Here is an 18,521-nt window from a genome sequence, read left to right as displayed (position 1 = left end):
GGGCCGGTCGTCTAGCGGAAGGATTGAAAGCCGTTCCCTTAGGCCCGCCTTGCGCGCGGGAGCCGCACCGCGCCCGAGATCCCGGGTTCGAATCCCGGCCGGTCCACCAATCTATTATTCTTATATGTATTTTTATAATAGTGTAATCATTTCTTGTGGCAAAGCTCGCTAAGCCCTGTATCTTGACCGGCTCTTGTCCCGGGGACCTCGGCGAGACGGAGGTGTTGTGGTTCGGCGAGGCAAAATGCGTGTCTAAGGCTTCTGCAATAGTAAAGCTGTTTGGCGCCCTCGAGGCGGCGACTGTGCACGTAAACCTCGCCGCTGTGAAGGCCGAGGGCCGTACAAGGCGGATCCTCTGGCTGGTCCTATGGGCTCTGCAGTACGCAGGCTTCTATTTGTCCACGGGGGATGGCGCCTATCTGGCCAAGGCCTTTAAATCTCTCAAAAAGGCCGTTAAGTTGTCCTATGTGCTGGCCTCCGACGCGCCGCTGGGCTGGGTCGTATGTCTCGACGAGATCTGCGCCTATATCAACGCAGCGAGGGCTTGGGTCCGCTGGACCGAGAGGCGGCTGGCCCAACTAGATCGTGGGCGGGAGGTCATCACGCTCTTGAACCATGTGGGGAACGTCCTCTTCGAGCTTATGCGCACGAGAAGCCATATGGTGTTGACCCGCCAAGGCGCAACCAAATACGTCCCTCGGCTTGCTCAGCCCGAGGAGGGCCTACTAAACTTTTAAACACTTTGTTCTCGCACCTTCGTGTCTGAAGTAAGGGCTATAGTCCGCGTTGGGGATACGGACCTAGAAGGCGCCAAGGCCGTGGCCTTCGCCTTAGCCCGCATTAAGGGCATAGGCATCTCCTCGGCATTTGCTATATGTAGGCGGCTTGGCGTAGATCCCTACGCTCCGCTGGGCTCTCTCAGCGAGGAGCAGATCTCCAAACTGGACTGGGCGGTGAGGAACTTGCACGAGATAGCGCCGGCCTGGTTCCTCAACAGACGCAGAGATCCCGTGAGCGGACGCGACGTCCACCTAATAGGGTCGGAGCTGATCCTCGCCGCCAAGAGCGACATAGATCTAATGAAGAAGCTGAGGAGCTGGAAGGGCATGAGGCACGCCGCCGGGCTGAAGGTCAGAGGGCAACGCACGGTGACCACTGGCAGGTTCGGCCCGACCGCCGGAGTGGCCAAGAAGAAGGAGGCGCAACCAGGCGGAGGCGCTAAGCAGTAGCCATGGGCGGCAAGAAGAAAAGTAGAAAGACGTATCTCGACGGGAAGCCCAAGAAGCTGTGGAACACGCAACTATTGCTCGAGGAACTACAGCTCATGGGCGAATATGGCCTTAGGAACAAGCGAGAGTTGTGGAAGGCGAGGTCGGTTCTGAAACATATAGTGAGGCGCGCTAGAAGCTTGCTCTCGATGCGCGCCGAGGAGAGAGCGCCGTTGGAGCTGCCCTTTAAGGAGAGGCTTTACAAGATGGGGTTTATAGAGGACGTGAATATCCCCCTCGATAGAGTGCTCTCTCTGGACGTGAGGGCCATACTGGAGAGGCGCCTCCAGACGATAGTGTATAGGAAGGGGTTCGCGAAGACCCCGTACCAAGCCAGACAGTTGATAACCCACGGACATATAGCCATAAACGGCAGGAGGGTGAGGTCGCCCGGCTTTTTAGTCCCGCGAGATCTAGAGGACAAGATCTCCTACGCGCCCGGTAGCCCCATAGCGGCCGGAGCCCAGCAGGCCCAATAAATGGAGCCCGTAGTCGCGGTCCACGGAGGGGCCGGTAGATGGAGCGTAACTCCTGAAGAGGAGGCGCGCGCACGGAGGGCTCTCGCCGACGCTGTCGAGGCCGGACTCGCCGCAATTGCGCGGGGCAACGCAGTAGACGCGGTCGTGGAGGCCGTCGCGTATATGGAGGACTCGGGCGTGTTCGACGCCGGCGTGGGCTCCGTCTATACCATCTCGGGCCGCGTGCAGATGGACGCCGGCGTGATGGACGGCGCGTCGGGCAGAGCTGGCGCCGTCGCGGCAGTTGAGGACGTGAGGAACCCCGTGAGGCTGGCCAGATACGTGTTGGACGCCACCGACCACGTGCTGGTCGTCGGCGACGGCGCCAGGGATCTGGCCCGCATAGCCGGGCTTCTGACCGCCAAGGCGGCGTTCTACAGCGAACGTAAGAACGAGAGGTTTAGGCAGATGTTGCAGGAGACGTCGGCCGGCCGTTGGCATTACAAGAAGGTGTTGGAGATAGCGAAGAGGCTTGGAATCGGCGATACTGTCGGCGCTGTGGCGCTCGACAAGGACGGCAATTTGGCCGCCGCCACGTCGACAGGAGGCGTGTGGCTGAAGCTAGATGGGAGGGTCGGCGATTCGCCGATACCGGGAGCCGGGTTCTGGGCCGACAACTCAATAGGCGCCATATCGGCGACAGGCGTCGGCGAGGCGATAATCCTAACTATGGCCTCTCTGAGGGCCGTCGAGCTCATGAGGGCCGGACTGGACATAGACACGGCGCTGAGAAGAGTCGTGGATCTAGTCACCGAGAGGTTCGGCGAAGACACGGTAGGCCTTCTCGGCATAGACAGGAGAGGCAAAGTGGCGGCCGCCTTCAACACAGCCGCCATGGCCAGGGCGTGGGGCGCCGGCAGGCAGATTAGGCGAGTCGCCCTTCGCCGGGAGGATGCTTGGCCCTAAAAGAAAGGTTTTGCCTACGCCCTTTTGCGCCAGGTCTTTGTGTCCGGGTCGAACTTAAAGCCCATCTTCTTGAGCTTAGATATAGTGTTCCTGAACTCGTCTTCAGGCAACCGACGGCCCTTCCCGACCTTGACCACGAGCTCGTCGTCCTCCTTCGACACGTCAACAGGCAACTTGGAAAGCTCACCCTCGACGTCTACGTTTCTCGACCTTCGGCGTCCTTCCTCTTCACCCATTAGCGCGAATGAGTGCTATTTATAAATCATATCAACCGGCCAATCCGTATTATCTTCCTCGTAGCCAGCTCCTCGGCCCATCTAGGCAAGGCCCTATGCCTCAGAACCTCCTCCACGAGCTCCTCTATCTCGCCGCACTCCCTCCCGCCCTGCTTCCTGCATATCTCGGCCAAATACTTAGAACGCGCCTCGAAGAGAGACCAAGACATCGGCACCCGCCTACATTCGTGGTCGTAGGTAAAGCCCCTCTCGAGATCTCTGAGGTGGAGGTATAGGTGGGCCGCGGCCTTGGCTAAGTCCATGGGCCCCGTCTCGACGTACATGCCGTCCATCTTCGCGTAGCAACTCCTGATACCCGAGTATATCGATGCGGAATCTCCCACAAACCGGCGGCGGGTTTTAAATATATGGGCAACAGCTAACGTGATAGTAGGCACGTGCGGCTTTCCCAGAAGCAGACGGGAGGTCTACAGATCGCTGGACGCCGTAGAGCTACAGGAGACTTTCTACAACCTCCCCAACGAGCGCCGCATGGGCGAGCTGGCCAAAGAGGCGCCGGAGGGGTTCGCGTTCACGGTCAAGGTCTTCCAAGGCATAACCCATCCCGCCGGCAGCCCGACTTATAAGAGGACGAGAGGATTCAAGCCGGGAGAGGGCCACGGCCTCTTGAGGCCGACGAGGGAGAACCTAGAGCTTTGGGATCTCTTCAGGAGGCTGGTCGCGCCGCTTAGGCCCAAGGTCTACGTGTTCCAGACGCCGCCGAGCATGCGCGCCGATCTCTTAAGAGACGCGTTGGAGTTCTTCAGAACGATCAGAGGCGAGGGCGCGTTCGTCTGGGAGCCGAGGGGCGAGGTGGCCGCCGTAAGGGATCTCGACGCGATGTTAGCCGACGTCGGAGTCTCCCTAGTGGTTGATCCCCTAAGGAGGGAGGTACCGAGATCCCCCGTGCATTACTTTAGACTACACGGTCTGGGCAAAGGCGAAGTTAACTATAAATATAAATATACTGACAATGATTTAATAAAATTAAGAAATTCTATAAAAGATTTAAAAAATCCATATGTTATGTTTAATAATATATATATGTTCGACGATGCGGTTAGGTTTAAGAAGCTCGTATCTGAAAGCTTCTATTCGGATCCGCGGCCTAGCGTCTGAGCCTGTAGATCCGCGCGTCTATGGACTTGTCGTACCCTATCTCGACCTTTCCCGTCAACAACAACAAGGCCGGCAGATAGGGAGAGCGCTCTATCTTCCTCCTCTCTGCGCCGTTCTTCAACGCCTCCCTCCACGCGTCGTGCAGTCTAGACTGGGGCACGTGCCGCAGGGCGCGCTCTAGTAGCTTAGCCGTCGTCCTGAGGCAGGGGCCGTCCTGGCACCTATCCGGCGGGCTTCTCAAGACCTTGACCGAGTAGTATATAAGCGGCGCCGTCACAGGCAACCCGGTCGACCGGTCGTCCATGATCTTTACAGACATATCGCGCGTCGCGAATATCGCCGACCAGAACCTCCTGGCGACCTCGTCCGAGTCGTCTATGCCGAATATCCTCCTGGCGTGCCCCCTCACTATTTTATCGACTAGATCCTCCTCGTCCTCCCCCTCGACCTTAACCCGCCTGAGCTCTGCTATTATCCTATACGCGCCCCAGTCCTTCGTGCGGCCCAACAGATAGGGATCGACGTCGAATATGCTCCGCGATCTCGACCACAGCTTCTCGAAGAGCTCGGCCGCGCCTATCGCGTCGTCCCCGCAGTTGGCCATCAAGAGGCCTGAGGCGGAGCCCTCGACGGCGTCCAGGAACAGATCGCCGCCGAACACCGCGCAGACTCTATCCCCCCTACGCAAGACGTAGAAAGACGAGAAGAGCTTTGGAACGTAGCGCACCTCCACGTCGTTGTTGTCCACTGTTTCGAGGACTTTCAGCTTCCCGAGGATAGGCCCTTGGGTGACTACTCTAAGCGATTTTACCCGCGACGCCAATTCCCTAAGCCCGAGCCCGCCCAGCATACGGGTCGCCACATCCACGGACTCGGGACGATACTCCGACAGACAAGCATCCAAGCTTATGCACAACATATAACCTCCCGACCAACCGATTATTAAACAAAGCGCCTGTGTCCAGCCGCGGAGCCTCCTTATAGAGCCCGCTGGCGCCAAGACGGCGGGCAGGGAGGCGCCCACGGCATAGCCTCGCCGCAACGCGGGAGCTCCCGTATTCCGCAATAAGACTTATCTAGGCGAGCTAGATGTGTCGGGATGAAAGCCTCCGAAGCCGATCGGTGACGTGTTCACGTACCGGCTGACATATACGTCCTGCACTTGCCCTGCACGTTGAGGACCTCCCTCACGGTCTTGCACAGAGCAATCGCGCCCAGCTTGGCCAAATAGATCCAGAGCGGGCCGCGCTCCAGAGGCACGATCTCCGCGTCGCTCTCGTTGTGTCGCGCCACAGAGTCGACCAATAGGTATATCGATTTGCCGAAGGATAGGGCCCTCACCTTCACGTCGAAGTGCGGCCAGAAGTCGCCGCATTTGTAGACCGCCACTAGGGCCTTCGAGAAAACACGGGGCCATGAAAACATGAGCACGTCCATCCTGACGTTGGCCGAGACCTTACAGGGACTTCCGAAAGAGATCGTGTATTCTGCAGGTCCAGCTACCGAGAAAGACGGGTTCTCGAGCTCCACCTCGCTCACCTCGGGGATCTCCATGATTGGGTACAAACCCTAAAAATTTACATATATCGTCCAGCCCCGGGCACGGCCGCCTCTTCACAGCCCCGCCGTCCAAGCACGCACAAAACCAAGCCGGCGAAGGATCTGTGAGGGCGACTTGGGCTACTTGTCGCTGTGTCCTCAAAACCTCGGTCGAAAAACGTAAAGAGAATTACGAAAGGCCTTGCCAGCCCTCGAGGCGCGGAGGCTACACGCCAAGCCGGACGGCATTACGTAACGTACATACCGCGGCATAAGCTAAGGTATCGGCGGGGGATACGGCGTTGAGATGGACAGTATGGAATATGCAAGGAGAGGCGGCTCATCGCAAGAAGCCCGGCGTAATGTGTGGGCGAGGGCCGCCTTTCGTATTAGGCGACAGGAGGCGTTCGACCCTCGCGGAAAGATCTGGAGATGGACAAAGATGGCGGAAAAGCTTAAAAACAGATAGAAATATACGTCAAGGGGCCCGTAGCTCAGCATGGATAGAGCGGCGGTGGACCCGGCCGGTCCGCCGTGCCTCCTAAGCGGAAGCGGAGCGAGCCGTAGGCCCTAGAGGGGGCGGAGGTCGTGGGTTCGAATCCCACCGGGCCCGCCAGCGACCTCGCGCTATCGCGGTCTGGCTATCTTGGACGTGCCGGCTTCACGCTCTGTAGAGCCTAGCTGACTTGGCGCCAGGCGAGGCCCAGCTCATCGGCGTAACGGTAGGCCTCTCTCATCTCTGCGTCGGACACAAGCCGGTTTATGTCAGAGTATTTGGCCATTGTGGGGACTAGATAGTCGGGGTGGTACTGGTCCATTATGTTCACCAAGGCCCTTGGGCAGTTCTCGGCTATCCATTTGAGCACGGGCTTGGTGCAACAGTCTACGTGGCCCGGCAACACTAGGTGTCTGATTATCACGTCCTCGCCCCGTCTGCATATCGTCGAGAGGTTTCTGGCCACCACATCGACGTATCTGGGGGCCACCGAGTACCGGAGGGCGCAGGCGTTGTTGCCATATTTGAAGTCGGGGAGCCAGATGTCCATTATGTGGAGTATGAGCGAGAGGCCTTCGGGGGTTAGGTACATGTTGCTGTTCCACAGCTGGGGCGCGTTGAACCTCCTCGCCGCGAGCTCCCTCAAGGACTCGAGTATGGAGGGTATGTTGGGGGTAGGCTCGCCGCCCACCCAGTTTATGTTCCGCGCTCCTTCAGCCCTCAGCCTGATCTGTATTAGGGCGAGGTGGCGCGGCGTCGCCTCCGCGCCGTTTTCGGGCCTCTGCGATATGTCCCAGTTCTGGCAGAAGGCGCATCTGAAGTTACAGCCGGCGAAGAAGATAGTGCCCGAGGGGACGAGCGGGGCCTCCTCGCCCATGTGGAGGAACCAGCTGGATACCCTCGGCTTGTCGTCGAGCAGGCAAGCCCCCCTCCTCCTGGTCCTGTCCACTCCGCAATGCCTCTCGCACAAGTTGCACCGCCTCAGCTGCCTACGCGCCAGCTCTATCTTGACGTCTAGGAACGAGGCCTCCGGCAGGCCCTTCTCGACCAGGCGCACGTCCGGCCTCTCCCTCTGGGCGGACCACTCCTCGTCGAAGGCTCTGCCCAGCTCCTCGTGGAGCCTCCACAACCTCTCGTCGTCGAGCTCGGCGTAGTCGCGCGGCGCTTCGACGCGCGCCGCTATGTGGAACTTAGACGGAGCCTTGTCCCGCATCACGGCGTAGTACCAACTAAGCCGCTCCCTCACCACCTCGTCGCTCCATACGGCCACCGCGTCGGGCCTGTAGAGGGCCCAGGCCACAACGTTCTTAGGGCTGTGGTTTTTTCATTTTTCGTGAGGCTCATAGCCAGAGGCGCCGAGGCCGACCTCTACGAGGTGGACTGGTTCGGCATGAGGGCTGTCGTGAAGCTCAGAAAGCCCAAGCGCTATAGGGATCCGGAGCTGGATAAGGCCATTAGGTCTAGGAGGACGTTGAACGAGGTCAGGGTTATGGCCAAGGCCCGCGAAGCCGGCGTCGACGTGCCCGCCGTGTATTTCTTCGACGTGGAGCGGGCGGCCATAGTCATGGAATATATCGACGGCCCCACGGCCAAGGATCTTCTGGAGAGCGGCAAGAACGTGTTGGGCGACGTGGGCTCTATGGTAGCGAGGCTACACGCGGCGGGCATAGTCCACGGGGATCTGGCCCTCACCAACGTGATCTATAGAGGCGGCGTTAGGCCCTACTTCATCGATATGGGCCTCGGATACTTCGTAGAGGGCTCCGGCAGGAGGGCCGTGCTGGAGTTCGCGCGCGACGTCAACGTGTTGTTGAGGGTGTTGGATACATACGGCGAGAGGGGCGAGGACTACAAGAGGGCTTTCTGGGATGGCTACTCGGCGTTGGGGCGCCTGGCCGAGGACGTCCGCGAGGGCGTGAGGCGCATCAGGGCGTCCGCTCGCTACGTCGAACGTTAATGTGCGCGTAAAGGCCCCATTCGTCGTACAGCTTGAACAGCTGGGCTTGCTCCGCCGAGCCGGCCTCCCCCTTTAAGACTCTGAGGGCCGTTATCAAGAGATCGCCCTCCCTGTAGCCCAGGTTGGATAAGGCCACGCCTAGATGGGGCGCGAGCAAGTCCACAACCGCGTAGAGAGGCCTATCGCCGTTCTCCTTAACTAGTCTACATAAGACGTTCAGCTCGTGGTATTTCAACATATCGCAAGCGGGGATCCCGCCCAGCTTCAGCCCCAATCTCGAGTTGAGGACGGCATTAGGGTCGTCTTTCAAGATCTCGAGGGCAAGCGCCGAGACTATCTCCGGCGTTATAATAGAGGACAGCGGGCTTCTCAAAACGCCGAAAGGAGGCACTGCGAGAGTGCCGACAAGTCCCATGTAGGCCATCTCGGCGATGAGTTTTCTCACAACAGCTTTTCCTCTATTTATTTGATAATAAGCCTCTTGCACGAAGCCAAGACCAGCCGTTTTTATATAGACTTCAGACTACAAAGGCTTGATGTCTACGTAAACGGCGCGCTGGCGGGCCCGGTGGGAGTTTCGGGGGCCGTCCCCCTTCGAACCCACGACCTACGGGTTAAAAGCCTCGGCGGATCTGGCTGGGTCCACCGCCGCTCTACCGGGCTGAGCTACGGGCCCCTTGACGTATATTCCCTATACTTTTAAAGCTTTCCGACTACGTTGGGACGGCCGCCGTGGTGTAGCTCCACGCGGCGTCAGATGCCCTTTAGGATCTCTGCGAAGAGGTACAGCAACACGGCGCCTATGAGCAGACTACGCCCGGTGTACTTACTTAGCCTTGTGAAATATAGAAACGCCCCTATCATGGCCATAATGACGGCCGCGACTTCCGATATTTTAACAATATAATACTTTAATGTATATTCTAGATTAACTAGAAAGTTTGTACCTATATTTAACCAATTATTTATTATATTATTTATATTGTCTAGGACCCCTACAGGAGCTGTGGCGTTTGTGCCGTTGACGGCGGACGCGTAGACGCCGACGGCTATAGCTATCAGCGCCAGGCACAGCTTCATGTAAACTGCTTCATGGTTAAAAACACCTACGCGACCTCTAGATACTTCCCTCCGAGCTTGATCTTCACCTTGATATTTCTGGCAAGCCTATGGCCGGGATGCACGCCGTCTTCCGTGTATTCTATAGTTCCGTCGTCGCGCACGCGCTCCGAGGACGCCGCGGAGAACATGGCCTCTCTGAAGACCCTCGCCCCTATCTGGTACAGATCCTTTGTCTTGCTCCTACACAAATTGACGGGGACTCCTCTGACAAGCTCCATTAGTCTCTTGGCCGCCTCGAAGCTACCGTACGCCGACCCGTCGCCCACCCTATAGCCCAGACGCCTCAACATGTCTATGTTGCTGTCGGACACGTCGAGCTCGTTGATGTTCACGAAGTCGACGAACCCGCGTGCGGCCAACGCGTTTATAGCCGCCGATATGCTCGCCTCGAGGCCGGGTATCGCGGGGACCTCGACGCCTAGGGAAAGCCCGGCGTACTTAAGCGCCGCGATGTAGTGCAACCTCCCCGCCACCTCGCCGTAGCCCAAGAAGTGGAGCCTCACCTCGTCCACGCCGGAGTTTATTAGGGCGTTTGTCGTCTTGTTGTCCAAGCTGGCAGGCCTGGTGTATAGATGTATGTGGAACTCTTTCCCAAACGCGCGTTTCAACGCCGACGCGATCTCCACCACTCTGTCGGGGACTTCAAGGGGATCTCCGCCGGTTATGGCAGCCCCCGCGGCGCCCGACGCGGCGACCTCGCGCACAACGTCGTCCGTCGTATTTACTCTCACGTCGTTGACGTAGACGACGTCTTTGCCGAACCTCTCCCTATCCACCGGACAGTAGAAGCACCTATACTTGCAGAGGCCTGTGATGAATATAACCGCCTTAGCGCCCACTAAGCACATGTCGCATCCCTTGGCGAGGGGGCCTCTGTATATATTATAATACACCACCGCGATCCCGACTCAATATTAAAAACGTGCTCCATATACTCCATGGGCGAGGAGGTGAGGGAGGAGGAGAGGGGAGAGGTCCGCTCAGAGCTGGTAACCCGCGAGGGCAAGAGGCTTCTGTTGATCAGATGGAACACGGGAAAGACGTCGGCAGGCAGGCTCTTCGGACGGTATGGCCCCGGCGGCCGGCCCGAGTTCTTCAAGCTACTCTTCGGAGCCGTTGCCGGCTCGCTCAGAGAGCAGTTCGGGCCCGATGGCGAGAATATTTTTGCGCGGATTAGGGACTCAGAAAAGTTTAGGGAGACCTCCAGAGAGCTCTTCGACGGGTTGAAGAAGTGGTTTTTCGAGGAGGCTGTGCCCAAGCATAAGCTGGAGCGCGGCGACATATTTATGATATCGACAGAGCTCCTCGTAGATCCCGACACCGGCGAAATAACGTGGAACAAGGACAAGACGGAACTTATTTACTGGGTCAGAAGCGATAGGTGCGGGCAAGCGGCGCCCGACTACGAGGCGTTGAGGAGGGAGAAGGAGGAGCTGTCTAAGGAGGTGGAGAGGCTTAGGGCCGAGAACGACAGATTGCGCAGAGAGCTTGAGGAGGTCAAGAACAAGCTCCAGCAAATAACGAGCTTATTGAAGTAGACGTATACATTTTTAACAAATCCTCTTTTAATATATACACCAATAGATGTATGGAACGTGTCGTGATCTCGCTCAAACCCGCCGAATATAAGGCGCTCAAGGAAATCTGTAAAAAACATGAATTGGACCTAGATGATTGTGTTAATCTAGCCATAGCTAACCTAATATATATTTATAAAGGCTTATAGATACTCCCTATATTTTGTCGATATATCTAAAAGTCTAGGCGCTATCGTCCTAACGGTCCTCAAATACTCCCGAGTAATCTTTGCATACCTATGCGCGATTCTAAGCTTGATTGGATATCCATACCTAAAAAATGATGCAACAATATCCTTGGGTATATACTCAGGAAATTCTACATAAAATACAGAGTCACCCTTTATATATGTAACAAGATATTTGCCGAGCTTTACGGGCTTCAGCATAGAGCCCGGCGGCTCGCCCCGAAGCAGAAGCTCGGCTCCGTACAGCTCTGATACGTAGCCGGATATTTCCCTGAGCCATTCGCCTACACGGCCGCCTATGCCCTTCCAATACCTGGGAGCTACCGGATCTTTCGAGACGCCGATGATGAAGCCTCTAGGTTCTTTCATATAGGGCGACAACGGGCCGTCGGACAGAACATATCCGCTGTGCTTTTCGGCACGTGCGAGTTCCTGCTTTCTTATATAACTATTTAAATCTATATCCTCATTTCTTTTAAAACTAAATAATATGGTTTCACTATTTATATATTTATCAATTATAACTACAACTATTATGGCTATATTTAAATATCTATACTGAATCACGGCATATCCGGAGTCTATCGCGATATAGTCCGGCGTATCCACATATCGGGGCCTCTCCACCGCCTCCTTTTTATACTCATCTATATCTCTCGCTAGCTCTATCAATTTATCTCTATATTTAGGTATCTCCATCTCGGCAAGGCGCAGTATCTCGGATATGAGCTGTCTCATCAATATATTTCGCTGTAGAGCGCTTCCAACACCTTAGCCGCAACGTCCTTGCCAATAGGGCCGAGGACGTCTGCTAGATAGCTCGGCAACGGCGCATCGCCGTTCACGAATTTCTGCAAGGCGAGTAACGAGGATGATTTCTTGTACTTTCGTCTTTCCTCCAACACTATCTTCTTCAGCCTCTCCACCAGTTTCTTTATGTCGACCTCCTCTCTTGTAGAGAACTCGCGTTCCAGATACCCCATTTCCTGATACAGCGTCAACGGGACCGCCCTTAGGTACAACACGCCTTTGAGGAGGGCCGCGACCGGCTTGCCGGTGTATTTGCCCCATCCAACCACCGCGTCTCCCCTGGCCTCGCCCACGGCGACTACTGAGCGCAACTCTTTGCCCTCCAGTATCACTACGTCGTAGAAATCGTAGGGCGGCCGGGCGTCTATCACCACATCGCCGTCGAGCCTCAACTCCCCCTCCCTTATGACGACCACTCTAGGAGACATACTTCTTCGCAACTAGCCCCTTCTCTGCCAACAAGTCCAGGTATTTGGACACCAGCCGGACCTCCATAGAGGCCTCTGAGGCCAGCACATCCGGGTCCAGTTCGGCGCCGGGACCCCGCGACGCTATGGCGTACAGCAACCGGTAGGGTACCTGGAGCTCCTCCGATTTCTTCTTCAAGACCTCGTCAACGCCGTCGGACGCGCCCAGGCGGACCTTGACCCATTCGGCAACTCTCCTCCGGCGTTCTGAGTCCTTTCTATACGCCTCGTACTCCTCCCTGAGCTTAACCGAGTAGAGCCTTAGCGTGGCCAGATAGTCCTCGACCCAAGGCTCCGGCAAATTCAGCAGAATTCCGAGATCCGCCTCGACGGAGATAGCCTTGCCGAGCTCGCGCGCCAGGGGATGCAAGCCCTTCCAGATCTCCGTAATCTCGTCCACTGCCTTGAGGATGGCGGACTCCCTCTCAGCTATCTTTTCGTCGAGAGCCATGTACTTGATCCTCTGCGGCATCCTTTCTGCGAGCTTCTCCAAGATCCCTACAAGGTCTTTCTTGGCCCTAAGCTCTTGCTCCAACTCGCCTCTCACGGCGACCGCCTCCTGTTGCGCCGCTAGCAACGCCTTCTTGAGGCGCACGACTAACGCCGCATATTCCTTGGCGTCTTTAAACTCGAGGGGTATCTTCTCGACGTCGAGCTTTTTGGATAGCTTTATCTCTCCGAAAATCTTGCTCTTGAAGGAGACCGCGATCTCGGAATAGGCATATAATTCTTTCGATAAAGCCTCTAGATATCTACGTGCGTCTTCCATATTAAATTTAACATAGACCCTATCTCGGGGAATTAGATAGCCCGTGTAGACCATAAGGGTCACCAAGTCGTCCTCGCGTAGATCTCTCCAGAGGTTTACCGGGAAGAGCCTGCCTATAAACGTCTTGAGCTCTTTTTCGTGCATGTCGTTTTCTATACCTCTGATAAGCACGTCGACGATTCTATGATATGCGGCCATACCTTCAGGCACTTCGCCCGAGATAAGCTGCTCGGCGACTTTCAGCAGGGAGAGCTCCTTCCTTTCCTTACCTCTCCGCAACGCCAGCGTGTACTTGAGCACGTTCTCCCGCGCCTTCTCTCTATACAGCTTGAGATTCTCCAGCATTTCCAGAGGCCCGGCATCTCTGCCCAGTATTCTATCGATTTGGAACTTGACAATATCGGTTTTCAGCCTATCTAATTTATCTGCACCATATATATTTAAATAAACATATTTACCAGCGCTATCTATATATAGATTTTTCCAACTAATCTTAAGCAGTTGAGAGATCGAGGCCTCCAACTCGTCGGTTAATAAAACATTTGAGAATATATATGCTATTATATAGTCTATTGGATATTCCTCTAGTGCTCCTTCCGCTATTATCTTGCTCATAAAGCTCCTAATGTTATTTATATCGTTTTCTTTATCTAGATATATTAACAATATTAATTCTCTAAATCCTAAATTATTATACCATATAGCTTTTCCGCAACATATTTTTATTTTTATTCCATTTAGATCAAGTATTTTTTCTATTTCATTGAGAAACTGCTGGGGGTCTTGCAACTTGGCAAGCAACTCCTTGCTTATCCTATACGTATCCTCCCTCCTGTCAGTCGCGGAAATTACGTCGCCGCTCACGACATAGGCCTCGCCTAGCAGGTACTCTCTCAGTTCTTCCAGCACCTCGTCGTGGACGAAATATATCATCAACTCGCCGTTTTCCATTATCGTGTAGTATAGATTCGGTTCGTATGAGGCTGATCTCTCGTCGGTGGGCTTAATCTCCCCGCCTCTTAACTTGAGGAACCTATTGACGGCGGCCACAGCCTCCTTATCGCTAAACGGTATTCTATATAGATATTTTTTCTTAAAAATATCTATATATTTCTCTTCTATATTAATAGTAGGAAGCCCAGATAATATATATTCAACAAGTTCCTTTTTCTGAATATATATTCCTTCCTCTTCGGCGAGCTCGGCAAGCCCCTTCCCCTTATTCTTCAGCTCGAATAGGCGGGCCGCCAATTTCAACAGATATCTCGGACTGACCTCGCCCTTCTTCATGGCTATATTGTATAGGGCGGCCAGCTCGCCTAGGGTGAAGGGCCAAAGCTTGTCCGGCCTTTTGGCTCTGATATACGCATCTAGCCTCGACGCCACCATTTCGACGAAGAGCCAAAACGGGTATCGCGTGTCGAGAACTATCTCCTTATACACCCGGCCGGTGGTTAGGTCGAAGACGTCCGGCACTACGTTTTTGAGTATAGTGTAGTAGACCTGCGGCGTTAATGCGGCGATCACCAACACCCTATCGTAATTCTCGGGGTTCTTGAGCACGTGGGGGTAGTTCCTCGGCTCGAGCAACGCCCGCACTATAGACGCCAGATCCATCACCGCCTGCCTAAACTCGTCGTTGGACAAAGCGCCCAGCCTGTGCATAGCCGCTATTCTCGACAGCTCGTCGGCTTCGTCGATTAACACCAACAGCGGCTCGCCTTGGCGTTTCTCCTGTAAACTTCTCAGTACATCCTCCTTGAACGTGTGCGTCAGAGCCACCCGTATGGTCCTAAGCCCTCTCGAATCCGCCTCCCTCTGCACTTCATCTAGGAACTCGCTCTTGCCGTAGCCGTAGGGCGCGACGACTACTGCGAGCACGTTGTTCCTGGTCTTTGCGACTAGGTCGAATAGATCGGCGATCTGAGCCAGCTCCTTGTCGAACCCGAGCGCGCGATGTAGCCTATGCAGATGGGTAACCCCTGATGGGTTGAACGGCGAGTCTGTAATATTAAGCACGCCAATTCGTCGTTAATGCCAATATATCCGCTATGGACAAAAAGCGCTACGCAACGCCTATAAACACCGCATCCATCGGCTATAGTGCCCTTGGAGCGCTGTTCTGCCGAAAGGCTCAACGAGGTATATGAGGTGGAGCTCGACTCGTTTAAGAAAGAAGATGTATATAGTATTGATTTACTTAAATTTCTCTGCTCATTTTGTTATGATAATTCGTATATATATATTGAAAATAATAAAGTTATCGGATATATTATTACCTGTATAGAGGGACCGGCGGCTCATATAATCTCTATCGCCGTAAGGCGGGAGTCCAGACGCAAAGGAGTAGGATCAGCCCTTCTCTGCACCGCTTTAAAACTTTTGAAAGTAAATACTGTTAAGAAAATCTATTTAGAAGTTCGAGTAAGTAATAAAGAAGCTATAGATTTATACAGAAAAGCTGGTTTTCAAATAGTCGAAACGCTTAAGAATTATTACAGTGATGGAGAGGACGGCTACAGAATGGAGCTGACTGATAAAAAATACTTCGAAATATTTTGTCATAAATAATTTATTTTCTTTCTATAATATATTTTCATAGCCACTATAATTCTTTTAAGTAAATTATAGTTATATAAAAGATCTATAAATTCCTTTAGCGAAATTTCTCCTGATATGTAGAGGTATTCGACTAAGCTATCCACGGTTTTCGATAGCCTAAAAAGCAACGTAGCTTTTAACGATCCGGACAGCTTGTGGATATCTGCATCACATCGGGTTCTAGAGGCGGAACCGGCAAGACTACTTTCAGTATAATTATGGCGCATGTTTTAAAATATATTTATCAAAAAAATATTATTATAATTAATCTCTCTAAAATTCCGTATAGAATAAAAACTGATATAGATATCGAGACAGACATGGTAGATGGAGATATAAAGATCTACGATTTCCCTGCTTTTCACTTAGGCGATAGAGATCTGCTCTCCCTCTATCTTTCCTGTAGAAATATTGTATTCGTGGCCGACGAGGACCCGCACACCTTGGAGTCCGCCGGGACTTTCTTGAAACTCGCCCGAGGGCGAAAACTAGGTATACTGATTAACATGATAATTGGAAGACCTAAATTAAAATACATGATATTATATAGCAAATATAGTAAAATCTATTTAATTCCTTTCGATGAACAATTGCGTATATATAGAGCTAATGGCATCGATCCTATCAAGTTAAGGAGCGTGGGAGTCGCCAAGATGGTCAAAGCGGCTGTGGATATAGCAAGAAGATTAAATAGTTAAGAGCTGGAGGAATGTGTGAGGGGCATTGTCTTCAAGGTCGATGGCGACAACGTATTGCTTGTAGCCGATACCCACGTCGGCTACGAAGCCGAGCTCAGGCTCAGAGGAATACGGGCCGTTAGCCAGACGAGCAGGCTTCTTAACAACTTAAAACAGTGGGGCGAGGAGGCGGGGGCCAACACTCTGGCGATACTCGGCGACGTGAAACACGAGTTGCCTACCCCGCGGGAGACCGCCGCTGAGGTCAGACAGTTCCTAAAGGACCTCGCGAAGCTATACGAGAGGGTTATATTAATTCCGGGAAACCACGACGGCTTGCTCGACGAGATTTCGCAAGGCATAGAGGGCGTCTACTTAGCCGACAGCAGAGGGGTACTGCTCGACGGCGTCAAGCCCACCCTACTATTGCATGGACATGCCAAGCCTCGTCCCGAGGACTTGGCAAGAGCCGAGGTCTTGGTCATGGGCCACACACACCCCTCGGTCTCAATAGTAGACGAGATAGGGTACGTCACCAGAGAACATGCTATAATTAAGATAAAACAGAATAAAGGTACTTTAATGAGAAAGATGTATAATAAACAATATGATTTAGATGAAGATATTAAAATTGTTATTCTTCCAGCCTCGCACCCCCTAATAACGGGCTTTGACATAGCCAATCTGCCGCAACTGACTGCCGACGATAGGACTATCCTAAGATATGTGGAGTTGAGGCCAGAACTCGCCGAAGTTTACCTGACAGACTTCACGTTCCTCGGGACTCTGGATCTCTTCCTTAAGGAGAGAGGTGGAGAGGAGAGCTCTCGGCTTGAGATGGTGACATCATAGATCAGGCGCTGCCCGCTCCCCTCATCGTGCCGTTCTGGGCATACGTATATAAATCATATCTCAACAGTTGAACTACTCTTTCTGCTTCTTCGAAGTTGTCGTTAAGCCGTATGAACCCGACGCGGATACACGCGGCTTTCTGTAAAGCCTTCTCGGTCCTCGACGACATGTACACCACCGCCTTCTTTCTATCGTAATATATCTTCTTAAGAACTCCCAACCCTATCAGGAACCCGTCGCGATCCTCGACGCCGACAAGCAACCCTTTCTCAAAACCTTCGGGAAAGCCGAAGACTTTAAACGAGTTGAGTTTCCTAGTGATCCACTGATCCGCTATAACGTACAACGCCGAGCCTAATTGGTTGGCGTAGGTAATCTTCGCGTTGATGGCACGCGACAGCATGGCCTTGAACTCGCCCTCTAGGTCAAGCCCCTTGAAGAGGCCTATGTTACATAATGGCGTTTTGTTTAAATCAACCGACACCTCCCTCACTGGGAATATAAACCGCGCGTAGCTCATCTCTCTATGTATCTTCCTATCCTCCTTCGTCCTAGTCCCGACGGCAGGTGGAGGCCTCACAAACACAACGTTCGAGAAATTCGCCAATATGCCGTCAAGCTCATTGCCGATCCTGATAGCGACTACGTTATTGGGCTTGATCTTCGCCAATAGGGTTTTCTTGTACTCCTCGGCCTCCTCGCCGGAGATCCAGCCGTCTGTGTTTATTATAACGGCGTCGGCCGACCACGCCTGGCGCGCGTAGAGCACCAACTTGCCTATGGCCTCTACCGCCCGCGGCCATATCCTCTCGAGGCTCGTCGACTGCATGAACACCGACTTCTCGGCCTGGATCTGCCTCAGACTTGTGATAGGCTTGACAATTCTGCTGGCCGATATAGTAGTTGGGGGGCCTATGTCGTTCTGGCCGACGTCGGCATCGATTACAGCTACTCTGAGGCCGCGCGAGAGGGCCTTATTGGCCAACACGGCGGTCATCGTCGACTTGCCCACGTCGATGGCGCCAATAACCACAGTGACGCCGTTTAGGTCCACGCTAGACGCCGCGGATTCCCACTCGTCGAGAACCTCCTCCTCGGGCCTTGCGCGCTCCAAGACTGCGTTGGGGCCCAACACGACGCTTATCTTGGCCTTGTCAACAGCCTTAAACGCAAGTCTTCTGGCCCTCAATACGGTGAAGTGGCTCCCGCTAGTGTAGAGCGCCCCGACCGCGTATATGGCGCCTTCCAATACGTCTATCTTCGCAGGTCCCTCAACTCTGAAGATATCGCCTGGCTCCATGGAGTAAGTCCTCACGTAATATACGGTACATCGTCTTTTTAGCCTTAAGGCCTATGCCCAAGAGCGGTATCGGCTGGCCC

At 53.9% G+C, this 18,521-nt stretch carries 22 protein-coding genes and 3 tRNA genes; 12 read left to right on the top strand and 13 right to left on the bottom strand.

The annotated features are described in order from the left end of the window. From TUZN_RS11110 to TUZN_RS09595, 5 genes are all read left to right on the top strand, one after another. Positions 1-109 (top strand) — tRNA-Ala (locus tag TUZN_RS11110). Between the two features lie 46 nt (positions 110-155). Next, positions 156-737, top strand: coding sequence for a cobalamin adenosyltransferase (locus TUZN_RS09610; protein WP_013680769.1), 582 nt, complete (start codon positions 156-158; stop codon positions 735-737). 21 nt (positions 738-758) lie between these two features. Continuing rightward, complete coding sequence (locus TUZN_RS09605) at positions 759-1,229, top strand: 30S ribosomal protein S13 (RefSeq protein ID WP_013680768.1); 471 nt, start codon at positions 759-761, stop codon at positions 1,227-1,229. A gap of 2 nt (positions 1,230-1,231) precedes the next feature. Then, the gene (locus TUZN_RS09600; RefSeq protein WP_013680767.1) at positions 1,232-1,747 is read left to right on the top strand and encodes a 30S ribosomal protein S4; all 516 of its coding nucleotides are present in this window, start codon (positions 1,232-1,234) and stop codon (positions 1,745-1,747) included. Continuing rightward, positions 1,748-2,692: an isoaspartyl peptidase/L-asparaginase gene (locus TUZN_RS09595; RefSeq protein ID WP_013680766.1), complete on the top strand. Its 945-nt coding sequence runs from the start codon at positions 1,748-1,750 to the stop codon at positions 2,690-2,692. It begins immediately after the preceding gene. 14 nt (positions 2,693-2,706) lie between these two features. On the opposite strand, the gene TUZN_RS09590 is transcribed toward TUZN_RS09595, so the two are convergent. Both TUZN_RS09590 and TUZN_RS09585 read right to left on the bottom strand, forming a co-directional pair. After that, the gene (locus TUZN_RS09590) at positions 2,707-2,928 is read right to left on the bottom strand and encodes a hypothetical protein (RefSeq protein WP_013680765.1); all 222 of its coding nucleotides are present in this window, start codon (positions 2,926-2,928) and stop codon (positions 2,707-2,709) included. A gap of 26 nt (positions 2,929-2,954) precedes the next feature. Beyond that, positions 2,955-3,260, bottom strand: coding sequence for a hypothetical protein (locus TUZN_RS09585; protein WP_013680764.1), 306 nt, complete (start codon positions 3,258-3,260; stop codon positions 2,955-2,957). 91 nt (positions 3,261-3,351) lie between these two features. On the opposite strand from TUZN_RS09585, the gene TUZN_RS09580 reads away from it, so the two are divergent. Next, on the top strand, positions 3,352-4,086 hold the full coding sequence (locus TUZN_RS09580) for a DUF72 domain-containing protein (protein ID WP_013680763.1): 735 nt from the start codon (positions 3,352-3,354) through the stop codon (positions 4,084-4,086). Here the strand turns inward: TUZN_RS09580 and TUZN_RS09575 are convergent. Next, complete coding sequence (locus tag TUZN_RS09575; protein ID WP_052886234.1) at positions 4,076-5,005, bottom strand: hypothetical protein; 930 nt, start codon at positions 5,003-5,005, stop codon at positions 4,076-4,078. The genes TUZN_RS09580 and TUZN_RS09575 overlap by 11 nt on opposite strands. A gap of 212 nt (positions 5,006-5,217) precedes the next feature. Continuing rightward, complete coding sequence (locus tag TUZN_RS09570) at positions 5,218-5,640, bottom strand: hypothetical protein (RefSeq protein ID WP_013680761.1); 423 nt, start codon at positions 5,638-5,640, stop codon at positions 5,218-5,220. A 468-nt stretch (positions 5,641-6,108) separates the two neighbouring features. Between TUZN_RS09570 and TUZN_RS11105 the strand changes: the two genes are divergently transcribed. After that, positions 6,109-6,241: transfer RNA gene (locus TUZN_RS11105), tRNA-Arg, on the top strand. Between the two features lie 61 nt (positions 6,242-6,302). Here TUZN_RS11105 and TUZN_RS09565 read toward each other — a convergent pair. Continuing rightward, entirely contained in the window at positions 6,303-7,421 is a 1,119-nt protein-coding gene (locus TUZN_RS09565; protein ID WP_013680760.1) for a radical SAM protein, read from the bottom strand. A 33-nt stretch (positions 7,422-7,454) separates the two neighbouring features. Here TUZN_RS09565 and TUZN_RS09560 point away from each other — a divergent pair, with 33 nt between their 5' ends. Beyond that, positions 7,455-8,078, top strand: a complete 624-nt coding sequence (locus TUZN_RS09560) for a KEOPS complex kinase/ATPase Bud32 (protein WP_052886233.1) — start codon at positions 7,455-7,457, stop codon at positions 8,076-8,078. Here TUZN_RS09560 and TUZN_RS09555 read toward each other — a convergent pair. From TUZN_RS09555 to TUZN_RS09540, 4 genes are all read right to left on the bottom strand, one after another. Next, the gene (locus TUZN_RS09555; protein WP_013680758.1) at positions 8,047-8,565 is read right to left on the bottom strand and encodes a hypothetical protein; all 519 of its coding nucleotides are present in this window, start codon (positions 8,563-8,565) and stop codon (positions 8,047-8,049) included. The two genes, TUZN_RS09560 and TUZN_RS09555, sit on opposite strands and share 32 nt — an antisense overlap. 70 nt (positions 8,566-8,635) lie before the next feature. Beyond that, positions 8,636-8,754: transfer RNA gene (locus TUZN_RS09550), tRNA-Lys, on the bottom strand. A gap of 77 nt (positions 8,755-8,831) precedes the next feature. After that, complete coding sequence (locus TUZN_RS09545) at positions 8,832-9,158, bottom strand: hypothetical protein (protein WP_013680757.1); 327 nt, start codon at positions 9,156-9,158, stop codon at positions 8,832-8,834. A gap of 26 nt (positions 9,159-9,184) precedes the next feature. Beyond that, the gene (locus tag TUZN_RS09540) at positions 9,185-10,093 is read right to left on the bottom strand and encodes a radical SAM protein (RefSeq protein ID WP_013680756.1); all 909 of its coding nucleotides are present in this window, start codon (positions 10,091-10,093) and stop codon (positions 9,185-9,187) included. Positions 10,094-10,138: 45 nt separating this feature from the next. Here TUZN_RS09540 and TUZN_RS09535 point away from each other — a divergent pair, with 45 nt between their 5' ends. Beyond that, entirely contained in the window at positions 10,139-10,738 is a 600-nt protein-coding gene (locus TUZN_RS09535; RefSeq protein WP_013680755.1) for a transcription factor, read from the top strand. 182 nt (positions 10,739-10,920) lie between these two features. On the opposite strand, the gene TUZN_RS09530 is transcribed toward TUZN_RS09535, so the two are convergent. The 3 genes from TUZN_RS09530 to TUZN_RS09520 are packed head-to-tail and all read right to left on the bottom strand — an operon-like array spanning position 10,921 to position 15,030. After that, positions 10,921-11,703 carry a hypothetical protein gene (locus tag TUZN_RS09530; RefSeq protein WP_013680754.1) on the bottom strand — a complete coding sequence of 261 codons (783 nt, stop codon included), beginning with the start codon at positions 11,701-11,703 and terminating at the stop codon, positions 10,921-10,923. After that, entirely contained in the window at positions 11,703-12,203 is a 501-nt protein-coding gene (locus tag TUZN_RS09525; protein ID WP_013680753.1) for a hypothetical protein, read from the bottom strand. The genes TUZN_RS09530 and TUZN_RS09525 overlap by 1 nt, the downstream gene beginning before the upstream one ends. Further along, entirely contained in the window at positions 12,193-15,030 is a 2,838-nt protein-coding gene (locus TUZN_RS09520) for a hypothetical protein (RefSeq protein ID WP_013680752.1), read from the bottom strand. Before TUZN_RS09520 ends, TUZN_RS09525 begins: the two co-directional genes overlap by 11 nt. Before the next feature lie 84 nt (positions 15,031-15,114). Between TUZN_RS09520 and rimI the strand changes: the two genes are divergently transcribed. From rimI to TUZN_RS09505, 3 genes are all read left to right on the top strand, one after another. After that, positions 15,115-15,582: a ribosomal protein S18-alanine N-acetyltransferase gene (gene rimI / locus TUZN_RS09515; RefSeq protein WP_013680751.1), complete on the top strand. Its 468-nt coding sequence runs from the start codon at positions 15,115-15,117 to the stop codon at positions 15,580-15,582. Between the two features lie 185 nt (positions 15,583-15,767). Next, positions 15,768-16,310, top strand: coding sequence for an ATPase (locus TUZN_RS09510; protein WP_052886232.1), 543 nt, complete (start codon positions 15,768-15,770; stop codon positions 16,308-16,310). A 15-nt stretch (positions 16,311-16,325) separates the two neighbouring features. Then, complete coding sequence (locus TUZN_RS09505) at positions 16,326-17,141, top strand: metallophosphoesterase (protein ID WP_013680748.1); 816 nt, start codon at positions 16,326-16,328, stop codon at positions 17,139-17,141. A gap of 1 nt (position 17,142) precedes the next feature. On the opposite strand, the gene TUZN_RS09500 is transcribed toward TUZN_RS09505, so the two are convergent. Next, a complete protein-coding gene (locus TUZN_RS09500) occupies positions 17,143-18,456 on the bottom strand; it encodes a Clp1/GlmU family protein (protein WP_013680747.1) in 1,314 nt (437 codons plus the stop codon). Between the last annotated feature and the right edge of the window lie 65 nt (positions 18,457-18,521).

This window comes from Thermoproteus uzoniensis 768-20 (assembly GCF_000193375.1).
GTDB lineage: Archaea > Thermoproteota > Thermoprotei > Thermoproteales > Thermoproteaceae > Thermoproteus > Thermoproteus uzoniensis_A.
The sequence above is the reverse complement of the archived record's forward strand: the minus strand, read 5'-3'. Positions and strand labels throughout refer to the sequence as shown.

What these genes read in the sequence shown, in the direction of transcription:
- TUZN_RS09585 (WP_013680764.1), bottom strand. Translation starts at nt 3,260, where the DNA reads ATGGACGGCATGTACGTCGAGACGGGGCCCATGGACTTAGCCAAGGCC.
- TUZN_RS09595 (WP_013680766.1), top strand. Translation starts at nt 1,748, where the DNA reads ATGGAGCCCGTAGTCGCGGTCCACGGAGGGGCCGGTAGATGGAGCGTA.
- TUZN_RS09570 (WP_013680761.1), bottom strand. Translation starts at nt 5,640, where the DNA reads ATGGAGATCCCCGAGGTGAGCGAGGTGGAGCTCGAGAACCCGTCTTTC.
- TUZN_RS09545 (WP_013680757.1), bottom strand. Translation starts at nt 9,158, where the DNA reads ATGAAGCTGTGCCTGGCGCTGATAGCTATAGCCGTCGGCGTCTACGCG.
- TUZN_RS09530 (WP_013680754.1), bottom strand. Translation starts at nt 11,703, where the DNA reads ATGAGACAGCTCATATCCGAGATACTGCGCCTTGCCGAGATGGAGATA.
- TUZN_RS09535 (WP_013680755.1), top strand. Translation starts at nt 10,139, where the DNA reads ATGGGCGAGGAGGTGAGGGAGGAGGAGAGGGGAGAGGTCCGCTCAGAG.
- TUZN_RS09590 (WP_013680765.1), bottom strand. Translation starts at nt 2,928, where the DNA reads ATGGGTGAAGAGGAAGGACGCCGAAGGTCGAGAAACGTAGACGTCGAG.
- TUZN_RS09600 (WP_013680767.1), top strand. Translation starts at nt 1,232, where the DNA reads ATGGGCGGCAAGAAGAAAAGTAGAAAGACGTATCTCGACGGGAAGCCC.
- TUZN_RS09525 (WP_013680753.1), bottom strand. Translation starts at nt 12,203, where the DNA reads ATGTCTCCTAGAGTGGTCGTCATAAGGGAGGGGGAGTTGAGGCTCGAC.
- TUZN_RS09575 (WP_052886234.1), bottom strand. Translation starts at nt 5,005, where the DNA reads ATGTTGTGCATAAGCTTGGATGCTTGTCTGTCGGAGTATCGTCCCGAG.